Here is a 26,818-nt window from a genome sequence, read left to right as displayed (position 1 = left end):
ACAGTCGCTGTGCGCGCCAAATGAGGCGGAAAGAATACGGATTTTGTGATAGTTGCAATTCGACAGTCTACAAATTTGATTTAGCAAAAGCAAAAGTTCAGCAATCAATTAAGCCGCGTGAAACTCTGGAAAAACTAGGGTTTCAGATGACAGAAAATTCATCAACTAGCTTTAGCGCATCAGTCACATCGGCAGTATTCTCACCTCCTTTTATCCTATCCAAAGCGGTACGTAGTTCAGTGATCGCGCTGTGCGCCTGCCCAAAAAGTTTGCTTTGCTTTGTGTAATCTACAGAGGTTCGAAGTTCGAACATCCTTGCCTTCTGGCTTCTCGCTGCGTCTAAAGCTTTAAGAAATTCCTTTTCCGCCAACTCATTCTTGCAACGTGCTAGCGCGTAGACTCGCTCCGTCTCAGCCTGTGCCCATCCTTCATTTGTGCGATGCTGCTGATCATGGGCCTGAGCCAGCATATCCAAGGCCCCTTTCCGGTCACCTATTTTCAAAGTGAGCTCCGCAACTAGGGTCAGAAAGAAGGGTTTGTAGTTTCCCGCGCCACTTTCCCACCATGCGATCGACGCTTTGTGTAACGTATCGATCGTTTCTTGTTTTGGCGAAACATAGGCGTTCACCCAGCTTCGCCAGAGGGTCGCAGTCAAAGACATGAATGTGAATGAATGCCCATCTGAAATCTCCTCAAGCTCCTCAACCACCTCCAAGACTTTCTCGGGTTCACGACGCAGCAGGTGAAGCATGCACAAATAAGTCAGTGACTGAGCAATGCTATGAGCGTGCTCTAGTTGTTTAGCACCCGCCACCGCTCGATTTTGTATCTTAAGGGCTTCGTCGGGGTCGCCGCGCATCCACACGGCTAAACTCAGAAAGCATGAGGTAATTGCCGCATGGTCCGACCCGTAGATAAAAGCCAGCTGTCCGTCACGCTCTCGGCTATAGAGGTCCAGTGCTTTGCTTAAGTGCTTATATGCCGGGCTTAGCTCTCCGATATGGAATAATACCGCTCCCATCGCGCGATGTGCCACCATCTGATGCTGCGTCTCACCGGTCGAGGCCGCCAAATCCAGCAATTGCCCTGCGACAGATCTTGCTAAGTCGTATTCCGCACGGACCAAATGAAAGGAATACAATCCATTCAGAACCGGGAACAGGTGCTGCGTTTCTTCAACGCGGTCGCACAAGTCTCGTATTCTTGCATAAACTGAACCGGTTTCATCCGCGGCAATCCCTGCGGTCGACCTCAGAACACCGGCCTTGAGAACCAGAACCTCAATTTCTCTACGATCCCGCTCAATACTCTGTTCCAACTCGCCAAGTTGCTCAAGCGCCAGTGACAGCTGTGTGCTAGCCTCGGTGTTGGCAGAACGCTGGACCGCACGCTGACCCGCAAGGTACCGATAGTCTACGGCTTCCTTGCTCATGCCGGCCATAGTGTAATGATGCGCCAGAATTTCCGGGCTGGCATCGCCCTTATGCGCCGACGTGTCATCCAATTGCCGCGCAACGCGAGAGTGTAGAGCCCGGCGTTCTCGCTTCAAAAGACTATTGTAGGCAGTGTCGCGAATAAGGGCGTGGCAGTAGCTAAAAGTTTCAAAACCCTCGGCACGAGAAGCCGTAACTATGCCAGCCTCCACCAAGAGCTCGAGACCTGCACGCAACGCTTTATCGCCGATGCCGGCCACTTTCGAGATCAACGGATAGGTGAATTGCGGTCCAATGACAGCTCCTATTTGGGCGACCTCTTTTGCGGAGCTCAAGCGATCAAGGCGCGCCATCAGCGCATCATGCAACGTACTGGGCACAGAGTTCGCTGCCGAGACCCCACCCATCGAGTAGGTGTCCCTTCCCCTCGTCAGGATGCCCGACTCAAGGAGATCTTTGGTCACCTCCTCCACAAATAGCGGAACACCGTTAGATCTTGCCGCGACCACGTCATACATCTCATCAGCAATCGTCTCGCCTTCGGCGACTTCGTCCACAATGGTTTTGACATGCTGAAAGTCTAATTGCTTCAAGACGACTTTTGTGAGGTTTGACTGAAATGTCCAACTCGGATCGAACTCAGGTCGGAATGTCATAACAACAAGCACTGGAAGATCACGAATACGGTCGACGATCCGATCCAGAAGCAACTTAGTTGTCGGATCAATCCAATGGGCATCTTCAAAAAGGAAAAGAACCGGACCGCCGGCAGCCTCCGACGAAAGATTGTTCAGCAACAAATCTAGAGAATGATCCATAATCTGCTGCGGCGTCAGATCCAAAGGCCCCAAGTGATCTTCGAACGGAATGGAGAGAAGTGTAGCGGCCAACTTCAGTGCTTCGTCGGATTGATCGCCCAACACGTCGCGGATTTTTTCAAGCTTAACGTAGCTTGGCTCGTCTGCATGAAGATTTGCCGCGCTCTCAAGTTGGCGAACTACCGGATAAAACGCAGTCGCAAAATGATATGGAGAACATTGATATCGTGTTTGTGTGTGTGGAAAATCGATAATGCTCTGCCGAAACTCTTCTACCAATCGCGACTTTCCAATTCCTGGCTCTCCTGAGACCAACACAACCTGCCCTAGACCTCCACTGGCAAGCTCCCACTTATCATTCAGCGCCTCAAGTTCTACTGAGCGCCCGACCAAGGGTTTGAGCAACGCGTCATCTATCGCCATGAAACGGCTGACCGTTTCACGTGCCCTAGTCACTTGCCAAGCTTCGACTTCCTTAGCAAAACCCTTGAGATTGAACGCACCGCGCAGAACATACTCAAATGCATCACCAGCCAACTGATGAGTGGTTGGGGCGATGATTATCGCCCCTGGATCCGCCATTGCCTGAAGACGCGCAGCCAGGTTGGGCGTCTCGCCCATCGCCGTCCCGTCCTCAAACATTTTCTCGCCTCGCAAATCACCGACCACTACCAATCCGGTTGCAATGCCTATTCGGACATTGAGTTTCGCGTGGGTGCGAATTTTCGGAATCTCATCGATGATACGCAGACCCGCACGGATGGCACGCTCGGGGTCATCTTCATGGGCGTGGGGAAATCCGAAAAAAACCATGATACCGTCGCCATAGTAACTGGCGATATGGCCATCAAACGCGGCGACAGCCGAGGCACAGGTTTCTTTAAAGAGCCGAAGAACATCAGCCAGATCTTCCGGATCGACTCGTTGCGCAATTTCGGTTGATCCGACCAGATCGATGAACATGACCGTAAGCTGGCGCCGCTCTGCCACGATTTCGGGGCCGTTGGAAGTGATGTGCTGTTTCAGCGCCTTTTCAGTGCTTGCGCGAACAGCCTTCAGGAACCGCCTTCTCGGTCCGAGGGGAAGCCCAATTGTTATCAAGTCTTCGTCAGTTAGTTCTGACAGGTCGCCAAATTCGACTTCGTGTTCAGCAAAATCAGCAGCATACTTGGATAAACCATGTTTCTGGAGCCAGGTCGCGATATCGGACATCAAATAGTTTTGCTTGCGGTTGTCACAGGACCACTTCGTACACTTGCCAGCAAGCATCTCCCCGTTAACTTAGTCCGCCATTTAGCCGGTGGTCTATTTGTCGAACAATGAGATCGTGTTTTGTTCTAATGAAGACTATCGCACCATATTAGGTCAAGGGCTACATCGGCTCTATTGACGCTGTGCGACACAGCATTGGACCTGGGCTAGTGGCCTCACGTAGTCCTAAGTCGATAGTTGTTTGAGGACCTGCTCTGAGCCATCCCGCAAGGGACAGAATTTTCTTCCTTCAAATCCGGCGCATTCCGGTCGTTCGACCAGCTTTCGAGATGCTGCAGTGCAGCCCTTCAAGCCAGACGTTCGATGCGGCAGCGAGATCAGTCGACGAACGAATTTACTGATCGTGGGACGGAACGGACCTTTAGCGCAGTTCACAAAAGAACGGCGGACTGCGGTTTGTTCCTTGACATTGAACGAATGCTGGATCGCATCAAAAGGTCATATCCAAAATCTCTATGCGGCTGCCACGCTGTTTTGATGCACTTTTGGAATTGCCAGCGTCCAGAATGTCCTCCCTGATGTACCCGATGTCGCGCAGGTGGGCTGAATTAAATTCACGCAGCGCTTCGCCTAATTTTTGACGTTCCACACGTTCCTCGCGATAGGCTTGAAAGGTTCGCCACAGTTTACCAGCGATGATGAGATAACCATCTGTCGGTGCGGTTGAAGTCGGGTAGTCGGTCATTCGTCTTCCTCCTCCGTGTTATACAGAGAAAGCATGGCGTAACCTGCCTTCCGCAGGCTAGTTCAGGGCGTTTTAGGCCCCGGTACAGTTTCTGAACTGGAACGGAATCCTCTTGAAGATATAATCTGAACAGGAGGGAGGACCGCTACGATGCCCGCCAAATCCTATGGAATGATTTGCCCAATCTCAAAAGCCTGCGAAATTTTGACACCGCGTTGGACAATCCCGATTTTAACCGAAATGGGGTATAACGGCTACACCAAGTTCAGTGACCTTAAGCGGGTACTTGGCAACATTTCTCCGGCGATTCTGTCAAAGCGGCTATCCGAGATGGAAGCAGTAGGTCTGATCGAACGGATCGATAACAAAGCCAAGGGAACCATAGACTACTTGCCTACGGATAAAGCGAAAGCGCTCGTCCCAATATTAGATGCTTTGGCCGAGTGGACCCAGAAACATATTGAAGCCGAGCTGGCTGTTTGCAGTTATGATTTGTCGCAACTTATGTGGTATTTGCGCCAGATGATCGTGGTTAACGAACTTCCTCGTCGGCGCGTGGTAGTGCGTATGAATTTTGCCGACGAAGAGGGGCCATTCCCAGTCTACTGGCTGGTCTACGAGCCCCACAGCGGCATTGTTGAGGCCTGTGTAGACGTGCCTTCCTTTGACGTGGACTTGTACATCGAAACGACCAAGTTGTCGTTTGGAGCTATTTTTTACGGTCGAACAAGCGTTGCCCGTGAGGTCGCGGAAGGACGCATGTTTTTTTCCGGAGATAAAGTATTGGAACGGACCATCGATCGATGGCTGCCGCGAGCGGCCCTGGCATCAGTCGAAGGCACCCTGCAGTTGGCAGCGGCTGAGTAGCGATCTTTATCAGTATCTGACCTGCCTTCGATCGTCTCCAAAGGGCTTACTGTTGTCGTTGGAGCAAGCGCAGCATCTTGTCTTCAGTCGTGCCTGGCGCAGGACAGGACGACCCAAAGCGGACATTCACCTCATCAAATCACGCCGCGGCGTAGCTTCACAAATCCCGTCTATTGTTGCGTCCGCGAGATAATCGCGTGGCAAAGTTCGGTGATTCGTCGATTTCATTGCAGTCACTTTTGGCGAGATTAAACCTGCAGGCGCTGAAGTTCTGTGTCACTCACTGTGAACCTGATGATGGTCGGTATGGCCATCTGGACGCTTTCGAAGCTGTGATCAAAAACAGTTTGACCTTCCACTTCCTCGAAGCCGTAGGCCCCAAAGGAAACACATCACCCATGTGGAAACATGAAGAAAGCCATTATGATTTCAGCAATCACAGCCGCAGGTATCCCCGGCTACATTTTCTGGCCTGTCGTTGAATCCGTCCAATCGACCGCAAGCCAAACCGCAACTCACGGCACAGCGCTCGTTGACATCGTTCTACCAGAAACGCTGTCCACGAGTCCGCAGATCGGCCAGCGGGGCTTTGAAGCGAATTGTGCGGCCTGTCATGGATTGAACGGGGTCGGGCAGCAAGGCGTCGCGCCGCCGCTAGCCCATGTCATCAACGAGCCGGGTCACCACGATAATGAGAGTTTTCAACGCGCTGTAGCACAGGGTGTCAGGAGCCACCATTGGACCTTCGGGAGCATGCCTCCTGTTGAAAGTTTGACACGCACGGATATTGCGTTGATCACACAAGATGTGCGCGAGTTGCAGCGCGCCAACGGCATAAACTGATCATGCAAGAGTTTACCGGAAAGCGGATTGTCGTGACAACAACCTGGATCGCCATATCGATGCTGTTTGCGTCCTCATCAATGGCGGATCATGAGCTTCTTGAACGTGACCTCAAGGCTGGTCAAGCGCTGTACCAAGAGCAATGCGCTTCCTGCCACGACAGCAATCTCGAAGGTCAGTAAAACTGGCGTTCACCCAACAGCGAAGGCATATTGCCAGCGCCCCCTCATGACGAAACGGGGCACACATGGCACCATGACAACCAACTGCTTTTTGATTACACGAAACTGGGTGGGAGGCGCGCGCTTGCGGCAATAGGTCTGCAGGATTTTGACAGTGGGATGCCACCATTCGACGACATTCTGTCTGACGATGAGATCTGGCACATCTTGGCTTACATCAGATCAACATGGCCTGAGCGCGCGCAGGATATGCAAGCAAGCCGCAACCAGCCGCATCAGTAATACGTAGCAATACCGGCTACCCATAAAGTTGCTCGATAAAACTGAGAAATATGCTTGACCCTCCACCTGCTGGAAACCCTATCTACTACGAAAGTCGAGCAGAAGAGTCATCAAATACAGGACCATGAGAGTGAAGTGCACAGCCCTTAAGATGTTCCAGATCGTGATGGCGGTCGGGCTTTTGGTGTTTGTCGCATTCTCGTCAACACATGAGCATGTTTCGCAGGCTACGACAGTAGACACTGAACATGCCCAAATGGACCACGACTCCAATCCGGTGAACAGCACTCATGCGGAGACTTGCTTGGTTCATGTTTCGTGCAGTCTTGCTGCGATGTCGGGTCAGACAAACTTGGCCATTGCATTGCCCTTGTCCAAGACGATGACCCAGCCCCTCTACGACCTCGTACAACCGTCAGCCTTGTCGCTCACTGAAACGCCGCCTCCCCGCGCGTAAGAACGTCCTGTCAGCCGCCCGGTCGCTTGACTGAACCTGGCTGACTTTTTCGTTCACCAAATTTCGTTGGCATTCAACGCGTCCGATCGCGATGCCGACGTCACTCCAAACTTGAGAAAACCAATGACAGCAACGCAATTCATGCGTGTGGCTGCCACTTGTCTTGTCGTCGGGATGACCGGGACAACAAGTGTGCTTGCCGACGTATACGATATCACCGTGGACCGCATCCGGATCGATGCGGACACATTCAAAAAGAAGGGCATTGGCTACTATGGCAGCCAAACGCCTACTGTTCTTCGCTTCAAAGAAGGCGAGGATGTCACTATCCGGGTCAGGAACAACCTGCGGCAGTCGACCTCGATTCACTGGCACGGGCTGATCCTTCCCTATGATCAGGATGGCGTTCCAGGGATCAGCTTTGACGGGATCAACCCGGGGGAAACCTTCACCTATCAATTCCCCATCGAGCAGGCTGGGACCTATTGGTTCCACAGCCATTCTGGATTTCAGGAACCGGACGGAGCCTACGGTGCCATCGTGATTGAACCGAAGGGCGGAGAGAAGATCCGCGCGGATCGTGACTATGTAGTGCAGCTTACCGATACGCATCCGCATCAGGGAAAGCGCATAATGCGCAACCTGAAAATGTCATCGGATTACTACAACAGAACACAGCGCACAGTTGCCGATCTTGTGCGAGATTCTCGCGCCGATGGGTTCAAACAAGCCATGGAAGAACGAAAGATGTGGGGTCGCATGCGAATGATGCGCACCGATGTTGAGGACGTTCAGGGCTTTGCCGCAATGATCAACGGCGCGACGACAAGCCAGAATTGGACAGGGCTGTTCAAGCCTGGTGAGAAAGTTCGCCTCCGCTTGGTCAATTCTTCTGCCATGACCTACTTCGACGTGCGCATTCCCGGCCTCAAAATGACAGTCGTTCAGGCGGACGGAAACGATGTGAAACCAGTGGTGGTTGACGAGCTTCGTATCGCTGTGGCCGAGACCTATGACGTGATTGTGCAGCCGCGAAGGGCGCAAGCTTACAGCATCTTTGCGGAATCCATGGGACGTACCGGCGTGGTGCGCGGAACACTTGCACCTGCCAAGGGCATGGTGGGCCCGATGTACAAACTGCGCACACCGCCACTGCTCACCATGGCCGACATGAGCGGAATGATGGGCGGCATGAACATGGAAGACCATGTGATGCAGGCGGACCATTCCATGATGGACATGACGCCAGCCGCCCCAGTCGAAAAGAAGAAACAGGGCGAGATGGACCATAGTCAGATGGACCATTCGGCCATGGGTCACGGCCAGATGAGCAATGATCAAGTTGATCACGCCGCAATGGGTCATGGCGAACCATCCAAGACCGCGGCAATGCCTGCACATTCCGGTCACGGTCAGGCTCCCAAATCCATGAGCGCCATGTCACATGCACAAATGGGCCATGGCGCAGGGAACGGGGCTTCGGCACCGTTCTATGCCGATGGCAGCGGGTTGATCCCCGAGGCGGCGAACGGCGGAAGGTTCCTTTCATACCAAGACCTGTCGGCTGCAAAGCCGCTTTATCCGGATCGTCCACCGACGCGTGAGATCGAGCTGCGGCTGACCGGAAACATGGAGCGCTACATCTGGTCCATCAACGGCAAGAAGCTCTCTGAGGCCGAGCCGTTGGTACTCTATTATGGTGAGCGGGTGCGCTTCAAATTCGTCAACGAGACCATGATGGCGCATCCCATGCATCTGCACGGTATGTGGTCGATCCTCGATACCGGCAAAGGCCGCAGAGACCCGATCAAGCACACAATTAACGTCAACCCCGGCACGACCGTTTACACCGAAACAGAGGTCGATGTGACAGGACAATGGGCCTTTCATTGCCACCTGTCCTACCACGCCGACGCAGGGATGTTCCGCAAAGTCGTTATCAAAGGAACACCGTCATGACATTGAAACGATCACTCAACCAACAGATGACAGCTTTGGCGCTGTCGATCATGGCGGGTGGGGTCGCGCAGCACACAAGCGCAGAAGCTCTCACTTACGGCATTCAGGTCGAGCAACTGGAATATCGTTCGACCGATGACGGCGGGACATATGTCTGGGATTTCGATGCTCTGGTGGGCACCGACGAATTGAAGTTCGTGTGGCGCAGCAAAGGTGAAGTCGCAGAAAGCTCTGGTGAGATCGAGAGTCTGGAAAACCAGCTGCGATTGCAGATGCCCATATCCAGATTCTTCGATGCGGTTGTCGGGGTGTACGCACAAACGCCAGACCAATTGCCCGACAGATATGCAGCTGTTGTTGGTGTCAAAGGACTTGCACCACAGTGGTTTGAAATCGACGCAGATTTCTACCTGTCAGACCGGTCGTTCCTTCGGTTTGAAGGGGAATATGAGGCTTTGCTGACCAACCGCTTGACCCTGATACCATCCTTAGAGGTCACTCTGCCTGTGCAGGATGATCCGGCTTACATGCAAGCAGCGGGAGGGGCCACTGTCGAGATCGGCGCGCGCCTTGGCTACGACCTCATCGACCGATCGGTCGCTCCTTACATCGGCATCAACTATGAAAAATCGTTCGGTGGCACTGCCGACATGATGCGAGCTGCCGGCGAGGAGGATGACGAATTCTCAATCGTGACCGGTGTCCGATTGATGTTCTGAGAACTCCGCGCGGCGAGATCACCGCCGCGCATCTTCAGTCTCTCCAACCTTAGAAAGGATAGTTCAATGAGAGCAGTATTTGTCGGCGCAGCAATGGTCTTTGCCATGTCAATTCCAGCGATGTCAGGGCCATCCGGCGGCGGCCATGGTTCGGATCATGGAGCGGGGCATGATATGGACCACTCGGCGATGATGATCGCAGGAATGCCCGGAAACAAAGGTGAAGCCCGCCGGGCAGTTCGCGTCACCATGAAGGAGACCGACGACGGTGAGATGATCTTCACACCTAACAGATTTGCGGTGAAGAAAGGGGAAACCGTCCGGATCAAGATCTCGAACCGCGGCGAGCTTGAGCACGAGTTTGTGCTGGATACCCGTGAAAACAACCAGACTCACAAGGAACTGATGGCAAAAGGGCAGGATGAAAACGCCCATCAGATGTCCAATGCAATCACTCTGCAACCGGGTGAGAAAGGTGAAATCGTCTGGACGTTCACAAATGCCGGCGAGTTCGAGTTCGCCTGCCTGATCCTTGGCCACTACGAATCCGGCATGTTCGGAACCGCCAGCGTCAGCTAATCGAGTCGAGCTGCGCGCTGTAGTGGCGCGCAGCCATACTGAAAAAGAATTCCCCAAAATGGAAACTTTGATTCACGCAACGGCAGAAGCCGTATTGCGGTTCTTCGGCATCGCCCTGGACGACGACGTCCCCCAAGTGCTGCATGCATTGTTACACATTGTCCTAATTGTTGGGCCCACACTGCTTTCAGCGCTGGCGGTGTATTACTTGGCGCGCCTGACAAAGAAACTCAGATCGAACAGCGCCCGGCGAGCAGAGCCATTCATCGAAGTTGAAGGCGTGGAAAGGTCATTGCTCGCGCATGTGTTTGCTAGGACCCAACCAAGGCAAATCTACCTTGTCATTCTGAGCCTTGCAGTGATGCCCATTTTCTACCTGACATTAGAGTTGCCCAAACAGATTGTGAACAATGTACTTGGCACGTCACACCAACAAGACGTCAGCTGGCTCTATTGGTCGTTTTCGCAGTCGGAGCTTCTGAGCGTCCTAAGCCTTTTGTTTCTGGCGGCCATATCATTGAATGGTTTGATAAAATATCAGCTGAACACGGCAAAGGGCCGGGTCGCTGAGCGTTTTTTGCGCCATCTGCGGTTGCGTATCTATCGTGAATGGCGGTTACGGAAAACGTCAGCGAGAAAGCCGGAAGTGCACCAAGTCATGGGCCCCGAGATCGAGCCTTTGGGAGGGTTTGCGTCAGACTATTTGACACTTCCGATCACCCAGGGCGGGACGTTCGTGACAATCTTGGTATTCATGTTTGCCCAAGATCCAATTCTCGGGGCAGCTGCAATCGCTATTTTGCCTGTCCAGCTTACGATCCTTCCCAAGCTTCAAAAACTGATCAATCGACTAAGCCGCTTGCGCATAATGCACATGAGGCGGTTGAGCCATAAGCTTACGTCGCAAATGGAACCAGAGGGGGATTTGCCCGACGACCTATCCGAGATTATTGCAACCCTGCGCAAACTTGAAGAGACGCGACTTCGAATTCACCGCGTAAAATTTCTGGCCAAAGCCCTCACGAACTTTCTGACCTCACTGACGCCGTTCTTTTTTACCTTCTGGGTGGATTTCTCGTTTTGCAAGATCGCATCACCCTTGGAGCACTGATTGCTGTACTCGCGGCCCACAAGGACTTTTCCGCCCCACTGAAGGAGCTGTTCCGCTTTTACCAACAACTCCAGGACACAAAAGTTAGATACCGAGAAGTCCTTCGCTTCTTGCATAGCGCATGTCACGAATGACTGAATTCATGGCTGCGCCGCGTCAGGAAAAGCAATTCAGTTGCAACAGTTTTCATGCTGCGAGCGCTTACAGCATAAAAATCGAATTCACAGGATGGGCTCGAAACCAACTTTGGAGACAGCGCGGCATCGATCTGACAACAAGTCACGCTATCCTCGTGAACGGCCTAATAACCGCCATTTGACCAGCTTATGGTGCAGCATCGCAACTTCGCCAATGCGAATATTGGTCTTTTTACAAACCGTGTCGCGGATACTCAGTTGGTTGAGTTACCGGCCTTTTCGTTAACAATCTCGAGTATTCTGTTTCTTTGGATTTTTCCCGACGGACCTTTAGGAAGATCAAGCAAGATGTGAACTTCATCGGGTGATTTGAAGCGACCTAGCTGGGCTTCGCAGATCTTCGACAACTCCAAAGGCGTCAATTCAGAACCTTCGCGAATTTTGACAGCGGCCTCCACGGTTTCACCATAGCTGTCACAGGGGCGCGCAAAAGCGGCGGCTTCAACAACGTCGGGGTGGGAATAAAGCGCCTCGTCGATCTCGCGCGGCGCTATGTTTTCACCGCCCTTAATGATCAGTTCCTTTAACCGACCCGTGACAAATACGTACCCGTCCGCGTCCATTCGGGCGAGATCGCCCGTTCGCAGCCAGCCATCAGAGGTAAATGTGCCTGCTGTTGCATCGGCGTCTTTGAGATACTCCAGCATCACATTTGGTCCGCGAATGACCAACTCACCTTCGGTTCCGTTTGGGACCTGTCGAAGGTTAGTGTCAAAGATCGCCGCCTCATTGCCGTACGCGACGCCTGGGGACCCAATCTTGCGAACACCCGGAGGCAACGGGTTGGACAAAATTTGCGCAGCGGTTTCCGTTAACCCCATTGTTTCAACGATTGGAATTTCGAACCGGTCTTCAAAGGCGCGTTGTACGTCCGGCGCCAATGCTGAAGATGCCGAACGACCGAAACGCACACGCTGGCGGGTGTCCGCATCCGGCTTGGTATCGGAGTGCAGCAAGTGAGATATTATGGTTGGCACAACCGAAAACCAAGTTGCCTCAACCTTTCCCAGGTTGCCCCAGAATCTACTTGCCGAAAATCGCTCACACATGGCCAGTGATCCGCCCGAAACAAGCGTTCCCATGACGGTTACGCATAGCCCGTTGATGTGGTAGATCGGCAATACGCAAAACCCGCGATCAATTTCGGACAATTCATGCGCTACCGCTGTGGTCCAGCCACCGGCCAACAGGCTGGAATGGGTGTGAACCACACCTTTTGGGCGACCGGTTGTTCCGGACGTGTACATCAAAAGCGCATGGTCGCTGGGCGATAGGTCATGCAGGCCGTCAACAGCAACATCGGATTCCGCAACTTGTAGTGAAGTGACCTTAGCGGGATCGGCGGTCCGAGCGAACATATCCATTTGTTCAGGATGCACAAAGCCATAGCGTGCGTCGCTATGTTCCAGCGCGTAGGCCACGGCGCTGTCACCCGCAACAAGGTTGATCATTGTTGCCCGGAATCCTCCGTAGAGCACTCCGAAAAGGACTTCCAAGGCCTCCCGGCAGTTGGGATAGAGGATGGCGACGCTTTCCCCCTTTGCGATGCCCAAACCGGTTAACATGGCTGCTACCCGGCGTGCAGTTTCGCGCAATTCGCACCAGGTCAGATCCGGCGCCCCATCAGGGAAAACGAACCCGGTTCCTCCCTGACTTGCTCGCAAATCAAGCCAATCGCGGACAGTACCCTTCGGTGGCTCTGTCATTGGCCAGCCTCCGACCAGTAGTCGCCGAAAATCTCGTCCAGCTCTGGTTCGCGCGGCGGTGTTTCACGTACAATCTTGGTGGTCTGAACAAAATGGCGCCAGTGCAGGTTGTTATCGATGGAATTGCCCCCCCAACTGCCGCAACCCATGGAGAGGGAAAAAGGCATTCCATTGGTGAAGCTTCCGCCGGTGGCGAAGGTATGCGCCTGGTTTACAATAACCCGGCAGGTGGGCAAATCCCGGCCCAATTCAAGCGCGCGTGTATCATCTGCCGTATGAATACCAACAGAGTGCCCGGCACCTTGATGCGCCAGAATGCGGGTGGCGGTCGCCTTCGCCTCTTCGAAATCTGTGGCACGATAAAGCGCCAGAACCCGGCTGAGCTTTTCCCCGGACAGAGGATGGTCCGGGCCTATGCCCTCGGTTTCTACCGCCAGAAACTTGGTCCCCTCGGGCACTTTATCGGCTATCCCCAGTGCCTGGAGCATTTTGTCGGCGTCCTGCGCTATGACCGAACGGTTTAAGTGGCCATCGGGCCAAAGCCTCATGATGATGTCAATTGCGTTTGAAGACGGCACCAAGGCACCACCTTCGGCGGCCATCGCAGCAACGAAGGCGTCATAAACCGCACTCACAACGACCACTGCATTCTCGGAAGAGCAGGACGTCGCGTTGTCGAAACACTTCGACGCAGCGATCTTGGCTGCAGCGGCTTGCAGATCAGCAGTTTCGTCCACGATCACTGTTACATTGCCCGCGCCAACCGCGACTGCAGGAGTGCCACAGGACTGTGCGCGCTGGACGTTGTTTTGACTGCCGGTGCAAATCACCCGATCAACAGTTTCCATCAGTTGCTGTGTCTTGGCTTTTGAACCGGGTGCCGGGATCATCTGGACCAGATCACGGTCCAGTCCCAGCTTATCGAATTCAGAGTGAATGTAGCCAATCAGCATCTCGCAGGATGCCACACCTTTGGGGGACGGCGCGACGACGATGGCGTTACCACCCTTGAGCGCATTGATTATGTTATTGGCCGGTGTCGCAGCAGGGTTTGTCGACGGCACAACCGCGCCAATAACGCCGATCGGCCGAGCGATCTCGGTGATGCCGGTTTCCCGGTTTTCACTGATGATGCCGTGGGTTCTTACATCGGCGATATCACGCAGCAGACCCAGAGTTTTTCTGTGGTTCTTCGTGATCTTGTCCTGCACGTTGCCCAGACCGGTGGTTTCAACAGCAGTCTCGGCCAGAGCCCGATTGCGCGCAGGCTCCATGATGGCCCATCCTGCCGCAAGTGCCGCTTTGTCATAAAGCGCCTGACTGCCACCAGCTTCGAAATCCCTCTGCGCCTTGCGCGCCTGAGCCACGATACGATCTACTTCGGCCATTTCGGGTGAAATTCCGTCCTGAGCGTTCATCTTGGTCCTCAATAGGTTGATCGGGGCGGACCTGCTCCGCCCCGCTGTGTCCATCCGGCTCAGAGACCGGCCAGCAACTCGTTCAGTGTCTGCTGACGCTGGGCCCACATCTCAATCACCTCATCACGTGTCATGACATGCATCAGCGATCCGCCGGCTTTCATCTTCTTGGAAACCCGGTCGTTGGCGAACATTTCCGGCACAGTTGCCGCCAGTTTCTCGATCACTTCCGGCGGCGTCCCTTTGGGCACCATCACACCCCGGAAATTGACCGAGGAATTGTCTACATCCAGCCCCAGTTCCATCATTGTTGGCACGTCCGGCAGAAATGCGTTGCGCTCCAGATCAGCGACTCCAAGTATTTTGACGTTACCTGCTTCTTGCGCGCGGAACGCGTCCGACAGGTTGTTGATGCCGCCCATGACTTCACCGGCGATCACCGCTTTCATCGCTGCGGCCCCACCGCCTTTGGTTGGGATATAAGCCATCTTAGTGCCCGCTGCCTTGTCGATCTGCAGCGCAGCAATGTGGTGACCGACAAAAAGACCCGCCCCGGATACCGTCAGTTTGCCTGGGTTCTCTTTGGCATAGGCGACGACGTCCTCCATCGAGTTGAACGCGCTGTCTGCACCGACCACGAAAACCGCCGGATCAGCACCCCAGTTTGCTATCGGTTCAAAGCTGTCAGTTGAATACTCTACGCCGCCCTTGATCGATTGAGCGATGAAGTGCGGCACATTGTAGGCGGCCAAAGTGTAACCATCCGCGTCCGCCTGAGTGGCGAACCAGTTCCAGCCTACCCGCCCACCTGCTCCGGGTTTGTTGATAATGGCAATCGGCATACCCAGTGCATCTTCGTTTCCGGCGGTCATAGTTACGATCCGTGCCTGAAAGTCGGTCGCGCCACCTGCGCCGTAACTGACCATCATCATGATCGGTCGTTCGGGGTATTCCTCGGCGACTGCTGCACCCGTAAGGCTCATGAGGGCTAATGCCGCCCCTGCAAGTATATGTTTCATTTGCGTTTCCTCCCAGATTAGGTTCAGACGCGCCCTGCGCGGTCAGAACAAAATTTCCTTTGGCGTGTAGACGTTTAAAAGCGTGGCAAAGAGCCCGTACATCACCGCCACGAAGATCACCGTGATCAGGCACCGCTTGAGCCAGGTTTTGAGTTCGGAATGCGGAGCTGGATCATAAATTGACAGCAGAATGAAAAACGCGATCGCTGTCGCAGTGTAGAACCCAAGCGTTTTTGCTGCCCAGAAAACGTAGATCACCGTGATGATCAGGCCCGGCAGCATGTTTGTGAACATCGTACGGGTCACACCGTTCCCGACTTTGGACAGCCCCAGCACCGCCTTGCCGAACGTCCATCCCGCCAGAACTACAAAGACCGATGCGATAAGACGCGGGAACAGAAACGCCTCGGCCGGTTGCTGGGTATAGCTGACCCAGGTCACCCAAAGACCAACTGCAAAAACCAGACCAGACCCAAATACGTGTTGTGAACGGTTCATGCCTGCGCCTCCTCTTTGGTGGTGTAGCGACGGTGGCGCAGTTCCATCCAGACCGAGTACGCGACTGAGGCCAGCACCACTGCGATCAGCAGCAGGTTCAATCCACCGGTCAGGAAATACGAAGCTTTGCCCACGGTGGCGTCCGCGATCATTCCACCTTGAATAAAGTTGGCCTCAGCGATGGGTCCAAGGATAAGCCCCAAAACCAACGGCGCAGCAGAGAAACCAAAGCGCTCTAAAAAGAACATTCCGATGCCGAGACAGGCCATGACATAGACGTCGCCCATCGATCCCTGCACCGAATATGCACCAAAGACCGACAGGGCCAGAACGATGGCTGCCATCACTGATTGCGGAACCTGTGCAACACGCGCTGCAAGACCGGCAACATAAAGGCCGAAGATGCACATCAAGACCTGACCGATCAGCATGGAATTGATGAAGGTCCAGGCCACATCAGGATGATTGTCGAACAGGTCTGAGCCCGGAAAAATCCCGTGGATCAGCAATCCGCCAAGTAGAACGGCAGCGGTAGGACTGCCCGGGATCGAAAGGGTCAGCAGCGGCACCAGGGAAGGGCCCACCATCGCATTATTGGCGGATTCCGCGGCAATTACTCCTTCGGAATGGCCGGTTCCGAACTTGTCCTTTTCGGATGAGAATTTCTTGGTTTGATCATACGCGACGAGGCCCGCGATCTGCCCTCCTACCCCGGGGATCAGGCCGATGATCGAACCGGTAAGCGTGCCGATGCTTAACGCGCGTGTGCGGCTGAACAGTTCGCGAACGGCAGCAAGGATCGAGTGTCGCTGCACTTCAATAACCTCTGCGCCTGTATTGTACCGACCCTTTGCAAACATCGTCAGAACCTGCGGAATTGCGAACAGGCCGATCAGTGCAGCAATGATATTGATCCCCCCTCCCAAAGCGGGGTGAAAGATAAAGCGCTGTGCCCCCATGATGTCGTCAAATCCGATAGTGGCCAGCCACAATCCGATACAGCCCGAGAGCAGGCCTTTGACCACTGACGCGGAATCCAGGGTGCCGATCACTGTCACACCCAGAATGGCCAGCCAGAACAGATGTGAAGGGCCGAATGCCAGTGCCCATTTTGCCAGAACCGGCGTCAAGAAGATCAGCAGGAGTACTCCAAAAATGCCACCCACGGCCGAGGCCAGAAAGGACAACTGCAGCGCCCGCGCACCCTGACCTTGCTTGGCCATAGTATGCCCGTCCAATGTCGTTGCGATATTGGCAGGTGCGCCGGGGATCTTTAGCAAGATGGCGCTGACCGCTCCGCCAGCCACGGTTGACGTATAGGCAGCGCCCAGCAGGATCAGACCCTGAACAGCTTCTAGTTGGAAGGTAAACGGTATCAGAAGCGCAACAGCCATTGTGGGTGAAAGCCCTGGTGTCGCGCCCAGGATCAACCCCCCGATCGTACCGCCCAGCAGCAGCATAAACGACAGCGGTGTGAAGACGTCTCCGAAGTAATAAATGAATTCCATTCAGGGCCTCCCAACCCGTCGGTTCATACTTTTACTTTTGTTGACAATTCAGGGTAGGCGATGAAAATAGTATTGCAAATGTTTTCATAAATTCGACCTTGCGGGAGGATATTATGGCTAATTTTCAAAAGGGTAAGGTGGATATTGTAGCGGTCGCAAAGGCCGCAAAAGTGTCACCATCCACTGTGTCGCGTACCTTCAATCACCCGGATCTGGTGAACCCTGCGACTCGCAAAAAGATCAATAGAGCAGTCCAAAAACTGGGGTACATCCGCAACCGGGCAGCTCAGACGATGCATGGCAAGCGGTCGGGCACCATCGGATTGGTGGTGCCCACGATTAACCATGCAATTTTCGCCGAAGTCATACAGGCCTTTTCAGATTCAATCGACAAAGCCGGTTTCAGCCTTTTGTTGGCGTCGCACGGTTATGACCTCGATCGAGAATATGCGATGGTTCGTAAGTTTCTGGAGCACCGTGTGGACGGAGTGGCGCTGGTCGGATTGGAGCATTCAGACGCTACCGCACGCTTGATCGAACAGCAGAAGATACCGGCCCTTGCGATATGGAATTTTTCGGAGGAATCTCCCCTTCCGTGTGTTGGGGCCGACAACCGGTTGGCCGGGCGGTTGGCGACTGAGCATTTGTTGGAATTAGGGCACCGAAACATTGGTCTTATCTTTCCCACAACCAGTGGCAATGACCGTGCGCAGCATCGGCTTTCGGCCGTGCATGACACACTGGATGCAGTGGGAGTTTCTGTCCCAATCGAACATGCATCGGAAGCGCCCTACAGTGTATCTCAAGCCAAAGAAGCGGCATTGACCCTTTTGGCCAAACAATCTCGTCCGACGGCTTTGCTTTGCGGAAATGACGTGATTGCACAAGGCGCCTTGTTTGCGGCGCAAAACCTAGGAATAAACGTTCCCGACGACCTGTCGATTATCGGAATCGGTGACTTTAAAGGGTCTGCAGATGTTGAACCGGGCCTCACGACAATTCGCATCCCTGCAGAAACCATCGGAATACTCGCAGGCGAAAAGTTCACCGACTACATTACATCGGACGATCCAGTTCCGTTTCGGATCCGTTGCGACTTGGAACGGATCGTCAGAGGAACAACAAGCCGGGCATCTATTTCCTAGGCAACCAAGACAAGCCCATTCTTACGCCGAGCAGGCAAGATTTGACGTCTGCCTAAATGCGGAGGTCAGTTGCTTTGGCGTATTAGAATAACTGGCCTCTAAGCGTATTGAGTGTCCGGCTTGTCACCTAAGCCAAGTCGTGTTGCACTTGCAACGAGCTTCCGCTTCCTGCCCAAAATTCCGCGTGCAATCTGGGAGTTCACCCTTTCGTAGCCAAGTCCCGATGCATCTCTTCCAGTAGAATTTGTTCCGCTTCTGACAATGACACCGCCGGATTTGCGATCAAAAAAACAGATGCATTTGGCTCATTCTCATAAGGCGGAAGACGGAACAGTTCACCTCTTGCCGCGTAGGGGTCGGCCAAGTGAACGGGAAGGAAGCCGATGCCCAATCCGCATTCGATCATCCGTCTGACTTCGTTCACATGACTGGATTGCCCCCTGACATACTGACCGATTGAGGCACGGGCGCGGAATGCGGTCACGTCTCCCATGTGGCTGCCTCCCAAGACGTCCGCCGTGAACCCTATGAACGGTTCTCCTCTCAGGTCGATGGCAGCAAGATCGGTTTGACCGGCAAGATGGTAGCCGGAACCGCAATAGAGACCAAAACGCTCGTCCAGCAATGTCGTCGAATTCAGGCTTTGCGGAATAACACCATCGCACAGACCAAACGTCGCGGACCCAAGTTCTACCATTCGGATTACATCTGCCGTCGTCGCCACCAAGATCTCAAGCTCAACACCTGGGTATTTGCTAAAAAACAGGGCAAGGCGTTCATTGAAAATTCTGCTTTCAACATGGTCGATCGAGGCAACCGTGATTTTGCCGGTCAAGGCCCGGGGCGCTTTTTCAAACGTCAGCGGCAGCCTTGAAATTGCCGAGTAGATCTCGGTCGCCTGATCGTAGAGAGCTTGACCGGCGGGGGTGACGGATATCCGGTTTCCCTTACGCATCAACAGGCGCTTGCCAGTGCTTTGTTCCAGACGCTTGACGGCCAGACTGACTGCGGGTTGTGAACGCAGAAGCTCTTCCGCCGCTTTCGTCATGCTGTCGTTCTGCACGACCACCATGAAAGTATACAGAAGGTTCCAGTCCAGATTTCGCGCAAAGTCACTCATGCCAGCTCCCTACACCATAAATTTAGTTAATGCCAAATCTAAAAACTATAAATTTGAATTAGGAGAAGGGATCGGGAATCCTCCTTCATCAAATCCAGCAAACGATCGGGAGGAACTCATGTTTGCGAAAATTTCACTGGCTGCCGTCGCCGCATCCGCACTGGCAACGTCGGCAATGGCCGAGGACAAAACGGTCCGCATGGGAACCGAAGGCTACTATCCGCCTTTCAACTTTTTCGACAGCGCGGGCCAAATCAAGGGCTTTGACATTGATGTCGGTAACGCGCTGTGCGAGCGGATGGACGTCAAGTGCGAATGGGTGACGACTGACTGGGACGGCATCATTCCGGCGCTGAACTCGGACAAGTTCGACACAATCATTGCCTCGATGACCATCACGGACGAGCGCAGCAAGGTTGTCAGCTTTTCCAAACCCTACTACTTCAACTCGATCCGCTTTGTCGCGGCCGAAGGTCATGGTCTGGAAAATGCTCTGCCTGCGGACCTCGAGGGCAAGATAATCGGCACCCAATCGGCCACGGGCGAAGTTGAGATTCTTGAACAGTATTTCCCGGACAGCGAGCTCAAGCTGTACCCCAAACTTGACGATGCATTGCTTGATCTGGAAACAGGCCGGGTCGACCTTGTTCTGGCCAGCCAGTTCGTACTGGGCGATTGGCTGAAAACCGACGAAGGCGCCTGCTGCGAGTTTGTCGGCGAAACTTTCCTGCCCGACTTCGCCAAGGGCACCGGAATTGCAGTACGACAAGACGACGCCGAGCTGCGTGACGCGCTGAATGTGGCGCTGGATGAGATCGTCGCCGACGGTACCTATGACAAGATCAGGGGCGAATACTTCACTTTTGACATCATGACCCAACCCAAGAAAGCATCCGAACTTCTGGGTAACTGAGCAGTACGGGGTCCGCAGTAATCTCCGGACCCCACCGCAACCGGGGGACTTCACCCATGACAGATTTGCTTTCGCTACTGGCCTTCGGCAACGACGGCTGGGGAGATGAGTTATTGCGCGGCTTCTGGGTCACGATGGCTCTGGCTTTGGTGACGGCCCCGTGCGCACTGGTGATGTCCTTTGTCATAGCCTGGGGCAAGCATTCCAAGCGCAAATGGGTTCGCGCATTGGCAAATGGCTATACGACCGTGTTTCGCAGCCTGCCCGAGATTCTGACTCTGATCCTCATCTACTACCAGCTGCAGAGCCTGCTGAACTTTGCTGTCAGGCTTTTCGTTCCGGATGCAAACATCTCTCTTAATGCGTTCGCCGCTGGTGTGGTTGCCCTGACACTTGTGTTCTCGGCTTTGGGGTCCGAGGTTGTGCGCACGGCCTATCAGGCCGTTGGTCAAGGTCAGTCCGAAGCTGCCGCTGCGATGGGCCTTCATAGGGCAAAGGCCTTCTTTCTCGTGATCCTGCCCCAGATGTGGCGGCACGCCATTCCCGCCTTTGGAAATCTGTGGCTGATCCTGCTCAAGGACACCTCACTTATCTCAATCATCGCCGTAAGTGACATGATGCGCTACGCCAACATGGCAATCGCCACCACGCGCGAGCCGTTCTTTTTCTATTCGATCCTTGCGCTGATCTATGTGGCGCTGGCCTTCATCTCGGGGCAGATCCAGACCGTTCTGGAGCGCCGCGCCAATCGCAATCTGGTCGGAGGGCGCTGAGATGTGGTCGCATGTAACTGACAACCTCGATCTGTGGATCGAAGGACTGCAGAATACGGTCAGCCTGACGGTATTCGGCTTCATCCTTGGCTTCCTTGTGGCCGTTCCACTGGCCGCCGCACGATTGAGCAAGCAAAAATGGCTGTCCCGTCTTGCCTATTTCTACATCTACATGGTGAGGGGCACCCCGCTGCTGGTGCAAATCTTCATCATCTATTACGGGTTGGGCCAGTTCCACAAAGAGCTTAAGGCACTGGGTGTCTGGTGGTTCTTCCGTGATGCATACTATTGCGGGCTGCTGGCCTTCACGCTGAATTCGGCCGCTTATCAGGCCGAGATTCTGCGAGGCGGTATTCTGGCCATTCCCAAAGGGACTATCGAGGCAGGACAGGCGCTTGGGCTGCACCGGTTTCAGATTTTCCGCCTGCTGATCCTGCCGATCACCGTTGCCCGGATGCTGCCCGCCTTTGGCAACGAACTGGTACTGCTGCTCAAGGCGTCGGCGCTGGTCAGCGTCATCACTGTCCGGGATCTGATGGGACAGGCGCGTTACCTCTTCGGTGAAACCTTCGATCTGAGCGTCTTTTATATCGCCGCAGTAAACTATCTGATCGTCGTTCTGCTGATCGAAGCGATCTGGCGACACCTCGAAAACCGCAACGTCTGGCTCAAGTATAAGGGATAATTGCGATGAAGATTCAGGCAGACGAAATCGCGTTCGGTCGCGAAGGCGTGTTTCGCACCGCGGCCGGCCCTGACGGCACCCATGTGGAAATGCCCTATTCCGGCATCCGCACATTCATGCGCCGCCGCCCTACCGTCGATATGGAAGGGGTTGATATCGGGGTTTATGGAATTCCATTCGATCTGACCACCTCGGGCCGCCCCGGCGCCCGATTGGGTCCAAGCGCGTTGCGAGAAGCAACCTCTCAACTGGCCTGGGGCGAGGTCTGGCCATGGGGCTTCGACCCGTTCGATATCCTTTCGGTCGTCGATTGTGGTGATGTGCCATTCCGGCGCGGTCAGGTCGAACAGATGCGCGACAGCGCCATCGCCATGGCACGCCATATCACATCGTCCGGGGCCAGCACGCTTATGCTGGGGGGCGATCACTGCACCACCTACACCGCGCTGAAGGCCCATGCCGAAAAGCACGGACCTCTGGCGCTGATCCAGTTCGACGCGCATCGCGATACGCAGAAAAGCGACTGGTTCGATCACGGTACATTCGTGCATCACGCGATGAACGAGAGGCTGATCGACCCTGAGCACTCAGTCCAGATCGGAATCCGCACATTTTATGAGGATGATGACCCGATCACCGTTCTCTACCGTGACTGGATGCATGACCACGGCTGGCGTGGAGCACTGGAAAAGGTCCGAGAGGTTGTCGGAAATCGCCCCACTTATCTGACGATTGATATCGACAGTCTTGATCCGGCTTATGCGCCCGGCACCGGTACCCCTGTCGTGGACGGGCTGACCCCGAATGATATCATCCAGTTCCTGCGCGGCAGTATTGATATGAATTTCATTGGCATGGATATCGTTGAAGTGTCCCCTCCTTACGACCATGCGGATGTAACGGCGTTGCTTGGGGCGTCTCTGGCGCTGGAATATATCTGCGCCCGCGCCGACCAGAGAAAGGCCGCTTCATGACCCACCGCGTCGCCATCATCGAGTTCATCAACGAAAGCAACACATTCACCGTAATGCGGACGGGAATGGATGACTTTCACGCCTCGCATTACTTCAAAGGCGACGACATCCCGGCCAATTTCCGTGGCACCGGGTCCGAGGTCGGCGGTGCGATTGAGGTAGCCGAGGCGCGCGGCTGGACGCCCGTCTATATCACCGCTGCCCATGCCGAACCAAACGGTCCCGTGACCGAGGCCGCGCGGGCCGAAATCACCGGAGAGTGTGTCAGTCGCCTACGTAAAAACGGGCCGCTCGACGGAGTATTTGTCGCGCTGCACGGTGCAATGGTGACCGAGACCGACCAGGACGGCGACTGTCAGTTCCTGCGCGAAATCCGGGCTGTTGTGGGGGATAAGATTCCACTGGCCATCACGCTTGATCTACACGCCAACATTTCGGATGAGACAGCAGAACTGGCGCAAATCGCCGTGCCCTTCCGCACCTATCCGCATGTGGACACGCGCGAGGTCGGGGTCGAGGCATGTGAGCTGCTGCACCGGACACTGGAGGGTGAGATCGCACCAAAGCTGCTGATCCGCCGCCCGCCGATGCTGGTGGGTTGCGACGATGGGCGCACGACTGAAAACGGCCCGATGTGCCGCCTGCTGGAAGATGCGGCACAGGAAATGCAGACCCCCGGCATTTTGAATGTCGCGATCAATGCCGGGTTCACCGATGCCGATGTCTGGGCCGCCGGACCATCGGTTCTGGTGACCTATGACACGGCCACTACTACAAGCGAAACTGCGGTAGGCTGCGCCGAACGGATGTGCGACAGAATCTGGTCGTTCCGCGATCAGTGGGACCTGCCAATTCCGTTGGAAGATTGTATCGCGCAACTCAAAACCTCTACAGCAGGCACTGGCCCTATCGTGGTTGCGGATTTTTCCGACAACCCCGGCTCAGGCGCATACAGCGACTGCACCGCACTGATCGCAGCCATGTTGGAGGCTGGTATTCAGAACGCGGCAGCCGGGGCGCTTTATGACCCCCAAGCCGTGGCCCAGCTCGTCACCCACGGCGTCGGAGCCACGGTCACTCTCCCCCTCGGTGGCAAAACCGACCCGTCCGTGGGTGGCGGGCCGCTGGAGGTGACCGGTAAGATCATGGCCATCAGCAATGGCAGCTTTACCTTCGAAGGTCCGATGTTCACCGGCCTTCCGGGCTCAACCGGGCAAAGCGTCTGCCTGCGGGTGCAGGGGATCGACATCATGATCGTGTCCGACCGGATGCAGATGCTGGACAAAAACGTGTTCCGCGTTGTGGGGATCGAACCGGCGGACAAGACCGTTCTGGCCGTAAAGTCGATGCAGCACTTTAAAGGAGCCTTCGGCCCGATTGCGTCGCGCATCATCATCACCGACGCAGGTGGGTTGTGCACCCCCAACGTCAAACGCCGCACCTATACCCGCCTGCGTCGCCCTGTCTTTCCGTTGGATGAGATCAATGCCTGAGATTTTCGACATCGCCATCATCGGGGGCGGAATTACCGGGGCCTCTGCTGCGTTTTTTCTGGATGAACAGCGTTCGGTTGTCCTGCTGGAACAGGAAACCTCGCTTGGCTATCATTCCACCGGACGCTCGGCCGCGGAATTCACCCGCAGGTTTCATTCGAAAGTGACAGGACAGCTCACGCAGGCCAGCAGTGACTTCATGATGCAGCCACCATCCGGGTTTGCCGAGTTCGACCTGCTGCGCCTGCGTGGCAACCTGTTGATCGCCGACGCCGAAAAGGCAGACCATTTGCTTCAGGTGTTTGAGCACGAACGGGCAAACACACCCGAAGGTGCTTCGCCGGTCGAGTTGCTGAGCATCGAACAAGCTGTAGAAAAGATGCCTTTCCTCGACCCCAATTGGGTCAAGGCCGCGTTCTTCGATCCCGATTGCTGGGATGTCGAAGTGGAAAACCTGTTGCAGGGATACACGCGCGGGGCCAAGGCCAAAGGCACCGAAATCCGTCAATCCAGCGCGGTGACCGCCGCCCATCAGGAAAGCGACCACTGGGTGCTGGAAACATCCAGTGGTGAGGTAAGGGCCCGCATGGTCGTCAATGCCGCTGGAGGCTGGGCTGATCCGATTGCCGGGATGTTCGGCGCTGACCCATTGGGCATCGTGCCCCACCGCCGCACGGCAATCAGTGTCAAGGTTCCGGATTTCGATGTATTCCACATGCCCGAGGTCAATGAGATCGACGAAGTGTTCTACTTCAAACCGGACGCGGGCCAATTGATGGTCAGCCCCGCGGACGAAACCCCTGTCGACCCGCACGACGCCTGGCCCGAGGAATTGGATATCGCTTACGCGGCCCATTACCTGAGCGAATGCACCACGCTGGAGGTCACACATGTCGCCAATAGCTGGGCGGGATTGCGCACATTTGCCAAGGACAGATTGCCCGTCATTGGGTTCTCGGGACAAGTCGATGGCCTGTTCTGGCTGGCCGGTGTTGGCGGATACGGCATTCAGACTTCGCCGGCAGTGGGCCAACTCGCCGCGTCGCTGCTGACCGGCGCAAATATGCCCTCCAATCTGATCGGGGCAGGCGTTGACGCTACACTCTTCTCCCCTTCCCGTTTTGAAAGCTGACTCATGAAAATTCTCGATGCTGAAACAACGGCAAGCGTGCTTCCCTTTGATGGTCTGATCGATCAGATGGAAGGGCTGTTCGCAAGCGATCTGACCGCGCCCGACCGCCACCACCACACCATGCCGATGCAAGGTGAACCTGACGCGACGCTGTTGCTGATGCCAGCCTGGACCGAAAACCTGGGCTGCGTCAAAGTCGTGACGGCCACGCCGGGCAACTCGGCCCGCCTTTTGCCTGCGATCGCCGGTTCGGTGCTGGTCTTTGACCGGACCACCGGCGAACATCTGGCCTTGCTTGATGGCGCGGTACTGACGGCACGGCGCACAGCTGCGGCCTCGGCGTTGGGCGCACGGCTTCTGGCGCGGGAAGATGCAGAGAATCTGCTGGTCATCGGGGCCGGCAAGGTTGCCGCTCAACTCCCCGAAGCTTTCCACGCAGTACGCCCGATCAAGACCGTGCGCATCTGGGATGTTTTTCCTGCGGCCGCGGAACGACTGGCAGACACCCTGAAAGAAGCTGGATGGGACGCTCAGGCGGTATCTGATCTGGAAACAGCCGTGCCTCAGGCCGACATCATCAGCGCGGCGACGCTGGCAACCGAACCGTTGTTAAAGGGGGATTGGCTGACACCCGGTCAGCATGTGGACCTGATCGGTGCCTTCACCCCGGCCATGCGCGAGGCTGACGACCGCGCGCTTCAACGCGCCCGCCTGTTTGTCGACACTAAATTCGCAACAATCGAAGCCGGTGAGCTGAAGACACCATTGGAAACCGGCGCAATCACCCAGACGGATATTCTGGGGGATCTCTACGCGCTGACACAGGGCAATACTGGCCGCAGCAGCGCACAGGAAATCACTCTGTTCAAATCGGTAGGCAACGCGGTGATGGATCTTGCCGGTGCAATCACCGCCACACGGAAGCTGGAGGAGAGCAACCATGTCTGAACTTGCAATTGAACGCGAAATCGACCGCTCCAAAATGCAGGTGAGCGACGAGGTCGCCATCGAAATCACCAACATGAACAAG

The 26,818-nt window shown here is 55.0% G+C and carries 23 protein-coding genes and 1 pseudogene; 16 read left to right on the top strand and 8 right to left on the bottom strand.

The window, feature by feature from the left end:
• Positions 1-142 precede the first annotated feature (142 nt).
• Together ACR0NA_RS13680 and ACR0NA_RS13675 are read right to left on the bottom strand one after the other, a co-directional pair.
• Positions 143-3,463 (bottom strand): adenylate/guanylate cyclase domain-containing protein, encoded by a 3,321-nt coding sequence (locus ACR0NA_RS13680; RefSeq protein WP_480729626.1) that lies wholly within the window; start codon positions 3,461-3,463, stop codon positions 143-145.
• A gap of 490 nt (positions 3,464-3,953) precedes the next feature.
• Positions 3,954-4,208 carry a hypothetical protein gene (locus ACR0NA_RS13675; protein WP_480729624.1) on the bottom strand — a complete coding sequence of 85 codons (255 nt, stop codon included), beginning with the start codon at positions 4,206-4,208 and terminating at the stop codon, positions 3,954-3,956.
• A 150-nt stretch (positions 4,209-4,358) separates the two neighbouring features.
• Here ACR0NA_RS13675 and ACR0NA_RS13670 point away from each other — a divergent pair, with 150 nt between their 5' ends.
• The 7 genes from ACR0NA_RS13670 to ACR0NA_RS13640 all read left to right on the top strand — a co-directional run bounded on the left by ACR0NA_RS13670 (position 4,359) and on the right by ACR0NA_RS13640 (position 11,207).
• The gene (locus ACR0NA_RS13670) at positions 4,359-5,075 is read left to right on the top strand and encodes a winged helix-turn-helix transcriptional regulator (protein ID WP_480729622.1); all 717 of its coding nucleotides are present in this window, start codon (positions 4,359-4,361) and stop codon (positions 5,073-5,075) included.
• Positions 5,076-5,483: 408 nt separating this feature from the next.
• Positions 5,484-5,918, top strand: coding sequence for a c-type cytochrome (locus ACR0NA_RS13665; protein WP_480729619.1), 435 nt, complete (start codon positions 5,484-5,486; stop codon positions 5,916-5,918).
• A 2-nt stretch (positions 5,919-5,920) separates the two neighbouring features.
• Positions 5,921-6,100 carry a c-type cytochrome gene (locus ACR0NA_RS13660; protein ID WP_480729616.1) on the top strand — a complete coding sequence of 60 codons (180 nt, stop codon included), beginning with the start codon at positions 5,921-5,923 and terminating at the stop codon, positions 6,098-6,100.
• A gap of 862 nt (positions 6,101-6,962) precedes the next feature.
• On the top strand, positions 6,963-8,798 hold the full coding sequence (locus ACR0NA_RS13655) for a copper resistance system multicopper oxidase (RefSeq protein WP_480729614.1): 1,836 nt from the start codon (positions 6,963-6,965) through the stop codon (positions 8,796-8,798).
• Positions 8,795-9,517, top strand: coding sequence for a copper resistance protein B (locus tag ACR0NA_RS13650; RefSeq protein WP_480729612.1), 723 nt, complete (start codon positions 8,795-8,797; stop codon positions 9,515-9,517). Before ACR0NA_RS13655 ends, ACR0NA_RS13650 begins: the two co-directional genes overlap by 4 nt.
• Positions 9,518-9,583: 66 nt before the next feature.
• Entirely contained in the window at positions 9,584-10,096 is a 513-nt protein-coding gene (locus tag ACR0NA_RS13645) for a cupredoxin domain-containing protein (RefSeq protein ID WP_480729610.1), read from the top strand.
• Between the two features lie 58 nt (positions 10,097-10,154).
• Positions 10,155-11,207 carry an ABC transporter ATP-binding protein gene (locus ACR0NA_RS13640; protein ID WP_480729608.1) on the top strand — a complete coding sequence of 351 codons (1,053 nt, stop codon included), beginning with the start codon at positions 10,155-10,157 and terminating at the stop codon, positions 11,205-11,207.
• Positions 11,208-11,598: 391 nt separating this feature from the next.
• Here the strand turns inward: ACR0NA_RS13640 and ACR0NA_RS13635 are convergent, their stop codons facing one another.
• From ACR0NA_RS13635 to ACR0NA_RS13615, 5 genes are read right to left on the bottom strand one after another with little or no spacing between them, the layout of a single operon-like run.
• Entirely contained in the window at positions 11,599-13,110 is a 1,512-nt protein-coding gene (locus ACR0NA_RS13635; RefSeq protein WP_480729605.1) for an AMP-binding protein, read from the bottom strand.
• Complete coding sequence (sauS, locus tag ACR0NA_RS13630; RefSeq protein ID WP_480729602.1) at positions 13,107-14,528, bottom strand: acylating sulfoacetaldehyde dehydrogenase; 1,422 nt, start codon at positions 14,526-14,528, stop codon at positions 13,107-13,109. The genes ACR0NA_RS13635 and sauS overlap by 4 nt, the downstream gene beginning before the upstream one ends.
• A 59-nt stretch (positions 14,529-14,587) precedes the next feature.
• On the bottom strand, positions 14,588-15,547 hold the full coding sequence (locus ACR0NA_RS13625; RefSeq protein ID WP_480729600.1) for a Bug family tripartite tricarboxylate transporter substrate binding protein: 960 nt from the start codon (positions 15,545-15,547) through the stop codon (positions 14,588-14,590).
• A 42-nt stretch (positions 15,548-15,589) separates the two neighbouring features.
• Entirely contained in the window at positions 15,590-16,045 is a 456-nt protein-coding gene (locus tag ACR0NA_RS13620) for a tripartite tricarboxylate transporter TctB family protein (protein ID WP_480451678.1), read from the bottom strand.
• A complete protein-coding gene (locus tag ACR0NA_RS13615; protein ID WP_480729595.1) occupies positions 16,042-17,553 on the bottom strand; it encodes a tripartite tricarboxylate transporter permease in 1,512 nt (503 codons plus the stop codon). The genes ACR0NA_RS13620 and ACR0NA_RS13615 overlap by 4 nt, the downstream gene beginning before the upstream one ends.
• Positions 17,554-17,666: 113 nt before the next feature.
• On the opposite strand from ACR0NA_RS13615, the gene ACR0NA_RS13610 reads away from it, so the two are divergent.
• Entirely contained in the window at positions 17,667-18,698 is a 1,032-nt protein-coding gene (locus ACR0NA_RS13610) for a LacI family DNA-binding transcriptional regulator (protein ID WP_480730036.1), read from the top strand.
• A 199-nt stretch (positions 18,699-18,897) separates the two neighbouring features.
• Here the strand turns inward: ACR0NA_RS13610 and ACR0NA_RS13605 are convergent, their stop codons facing one another.
• Complete coding sequence (locus tag ACR0NA_RS13605; protein WP_480729592.1) at positions 18,898-19,818, bottom strand: LysR family transcriptional regulator; 921 nt, start codon at positions 19,816-19,818, stop codon at positions 18,898-18,900.
• Positions 19,819-19,936: 118 nt separating this feature from the next.
• Here ACR0NA_RS13605 and ACR0NA_RS13600 point away from each other — a divergent pair, with 118 nt between their 5' ends.
• From ACR0NA_RS13600 to ACR0NA_RS13565, 8 genes and pseudogenes are all read left to right on the top strand, one after another.
• Positions 19,937-20,731: a transporter substrate-binding domain-containing protein gene (locus tag ACR0NA_RS13600; protein ID WP_480729589.1), complete on the top strand. Its 795-nt coding sequence runs from the start codon at positions 19,937-19,939 to the stop codon at positions 20,729-20,731.
• A 56-nt stretch (positions 20,732-20,787) separates the two neighbouring features.
• A complete protein-coding gene (locus tag ACR0NA_RS13595; RefSeq protein WP_480729586.1) occupies positions 20,788-21,504 on the top strand; it encodes an ABC transporter permease in 717 nt (238 codons plus the stop codon).
• A gap of 1 nt (position 21,505) precedes the next feature.
• Entirely contained in the window at positions 21,506-22,189 is a 684-nt protein-coding gene (locus ACR0NA_RS13590) for an ABC transporter permease (protein WP_480729583.1), read from the top strand.
• 5 nt (positions 22,190-22,194) lie between these two features.
• Entirely contained in the window at positions 22,195-23,163 is a 969-nt protein-coding gene (gene speB, locus ACR0NA_RS13585; protein WP_480729581.1) for an agmatinase, read from the top strand.
• Positions 23,160-24,656 carry a M81 family metallopeptidase gene (locus ACR0NA_RS13580; protein ID WP_480729578.1) on the top strand — a complete coding sequence of 499 codons (1,497 nt, stop codon included), beginning with the start codon at positions 23,160-23,162 and terminating at the stop codon, positions 24,654-24,656. Before speB ends, ACR0NA_RS13580 begins: the two co-directional genes overlap by 4 nt.
• The gene (locus ACR0NA_RS13575) at positions 24,649-25,788 is read left to right on the top strand and encodes an NAD(P)/FAD-dependent oxidoreductase (RefSeq protein WP_480729575.1); all 1,140 of its coding nucleotides are present in this window, start codon (positions 24,649-24,651) and stop codon (positions 25,786-25,788) included. The genes ACR0NA_RS13580 and ACR0NA_RS13575 overlap by 8 nt, the downstream gene beginning before the upstream one ends.
• 3 nt (positions 25,789-25,791) lie before the next feature.
• Positions 25,792-26,736: a bifunctional Delta(1)-pyrroline-2-carboxylate/Delta(1)-piperideine-2-carboxylate reductase gene (gene lhpI / locus ACR0NA_RS13570; RefSeq protein ID WP_480729573.1), complete on the top strand. Its 945-nt coding sequence runs from the start codon at positions 25,792-25,794 to the stop codon at positions 26,734-26,736.
• Positions 26,729-26,818: pseudogene (locus ACR0NA_RS13565) on the top strand (amino acid ABC transporter ATP-binding protein); the annotation flags it as partial. The gene lhpI and the pseudogene ACR0NA_RS13565, both read left to right, overlap by 8 nt.

Source organism: Ruegeria sp. C11, assembly GCF_056537725.1.
The sequence above is the reverse complement of the archived record's forward strand: the minus strand, read 5'-3'. Positions and strand labels throughout refer to the sequence as shown.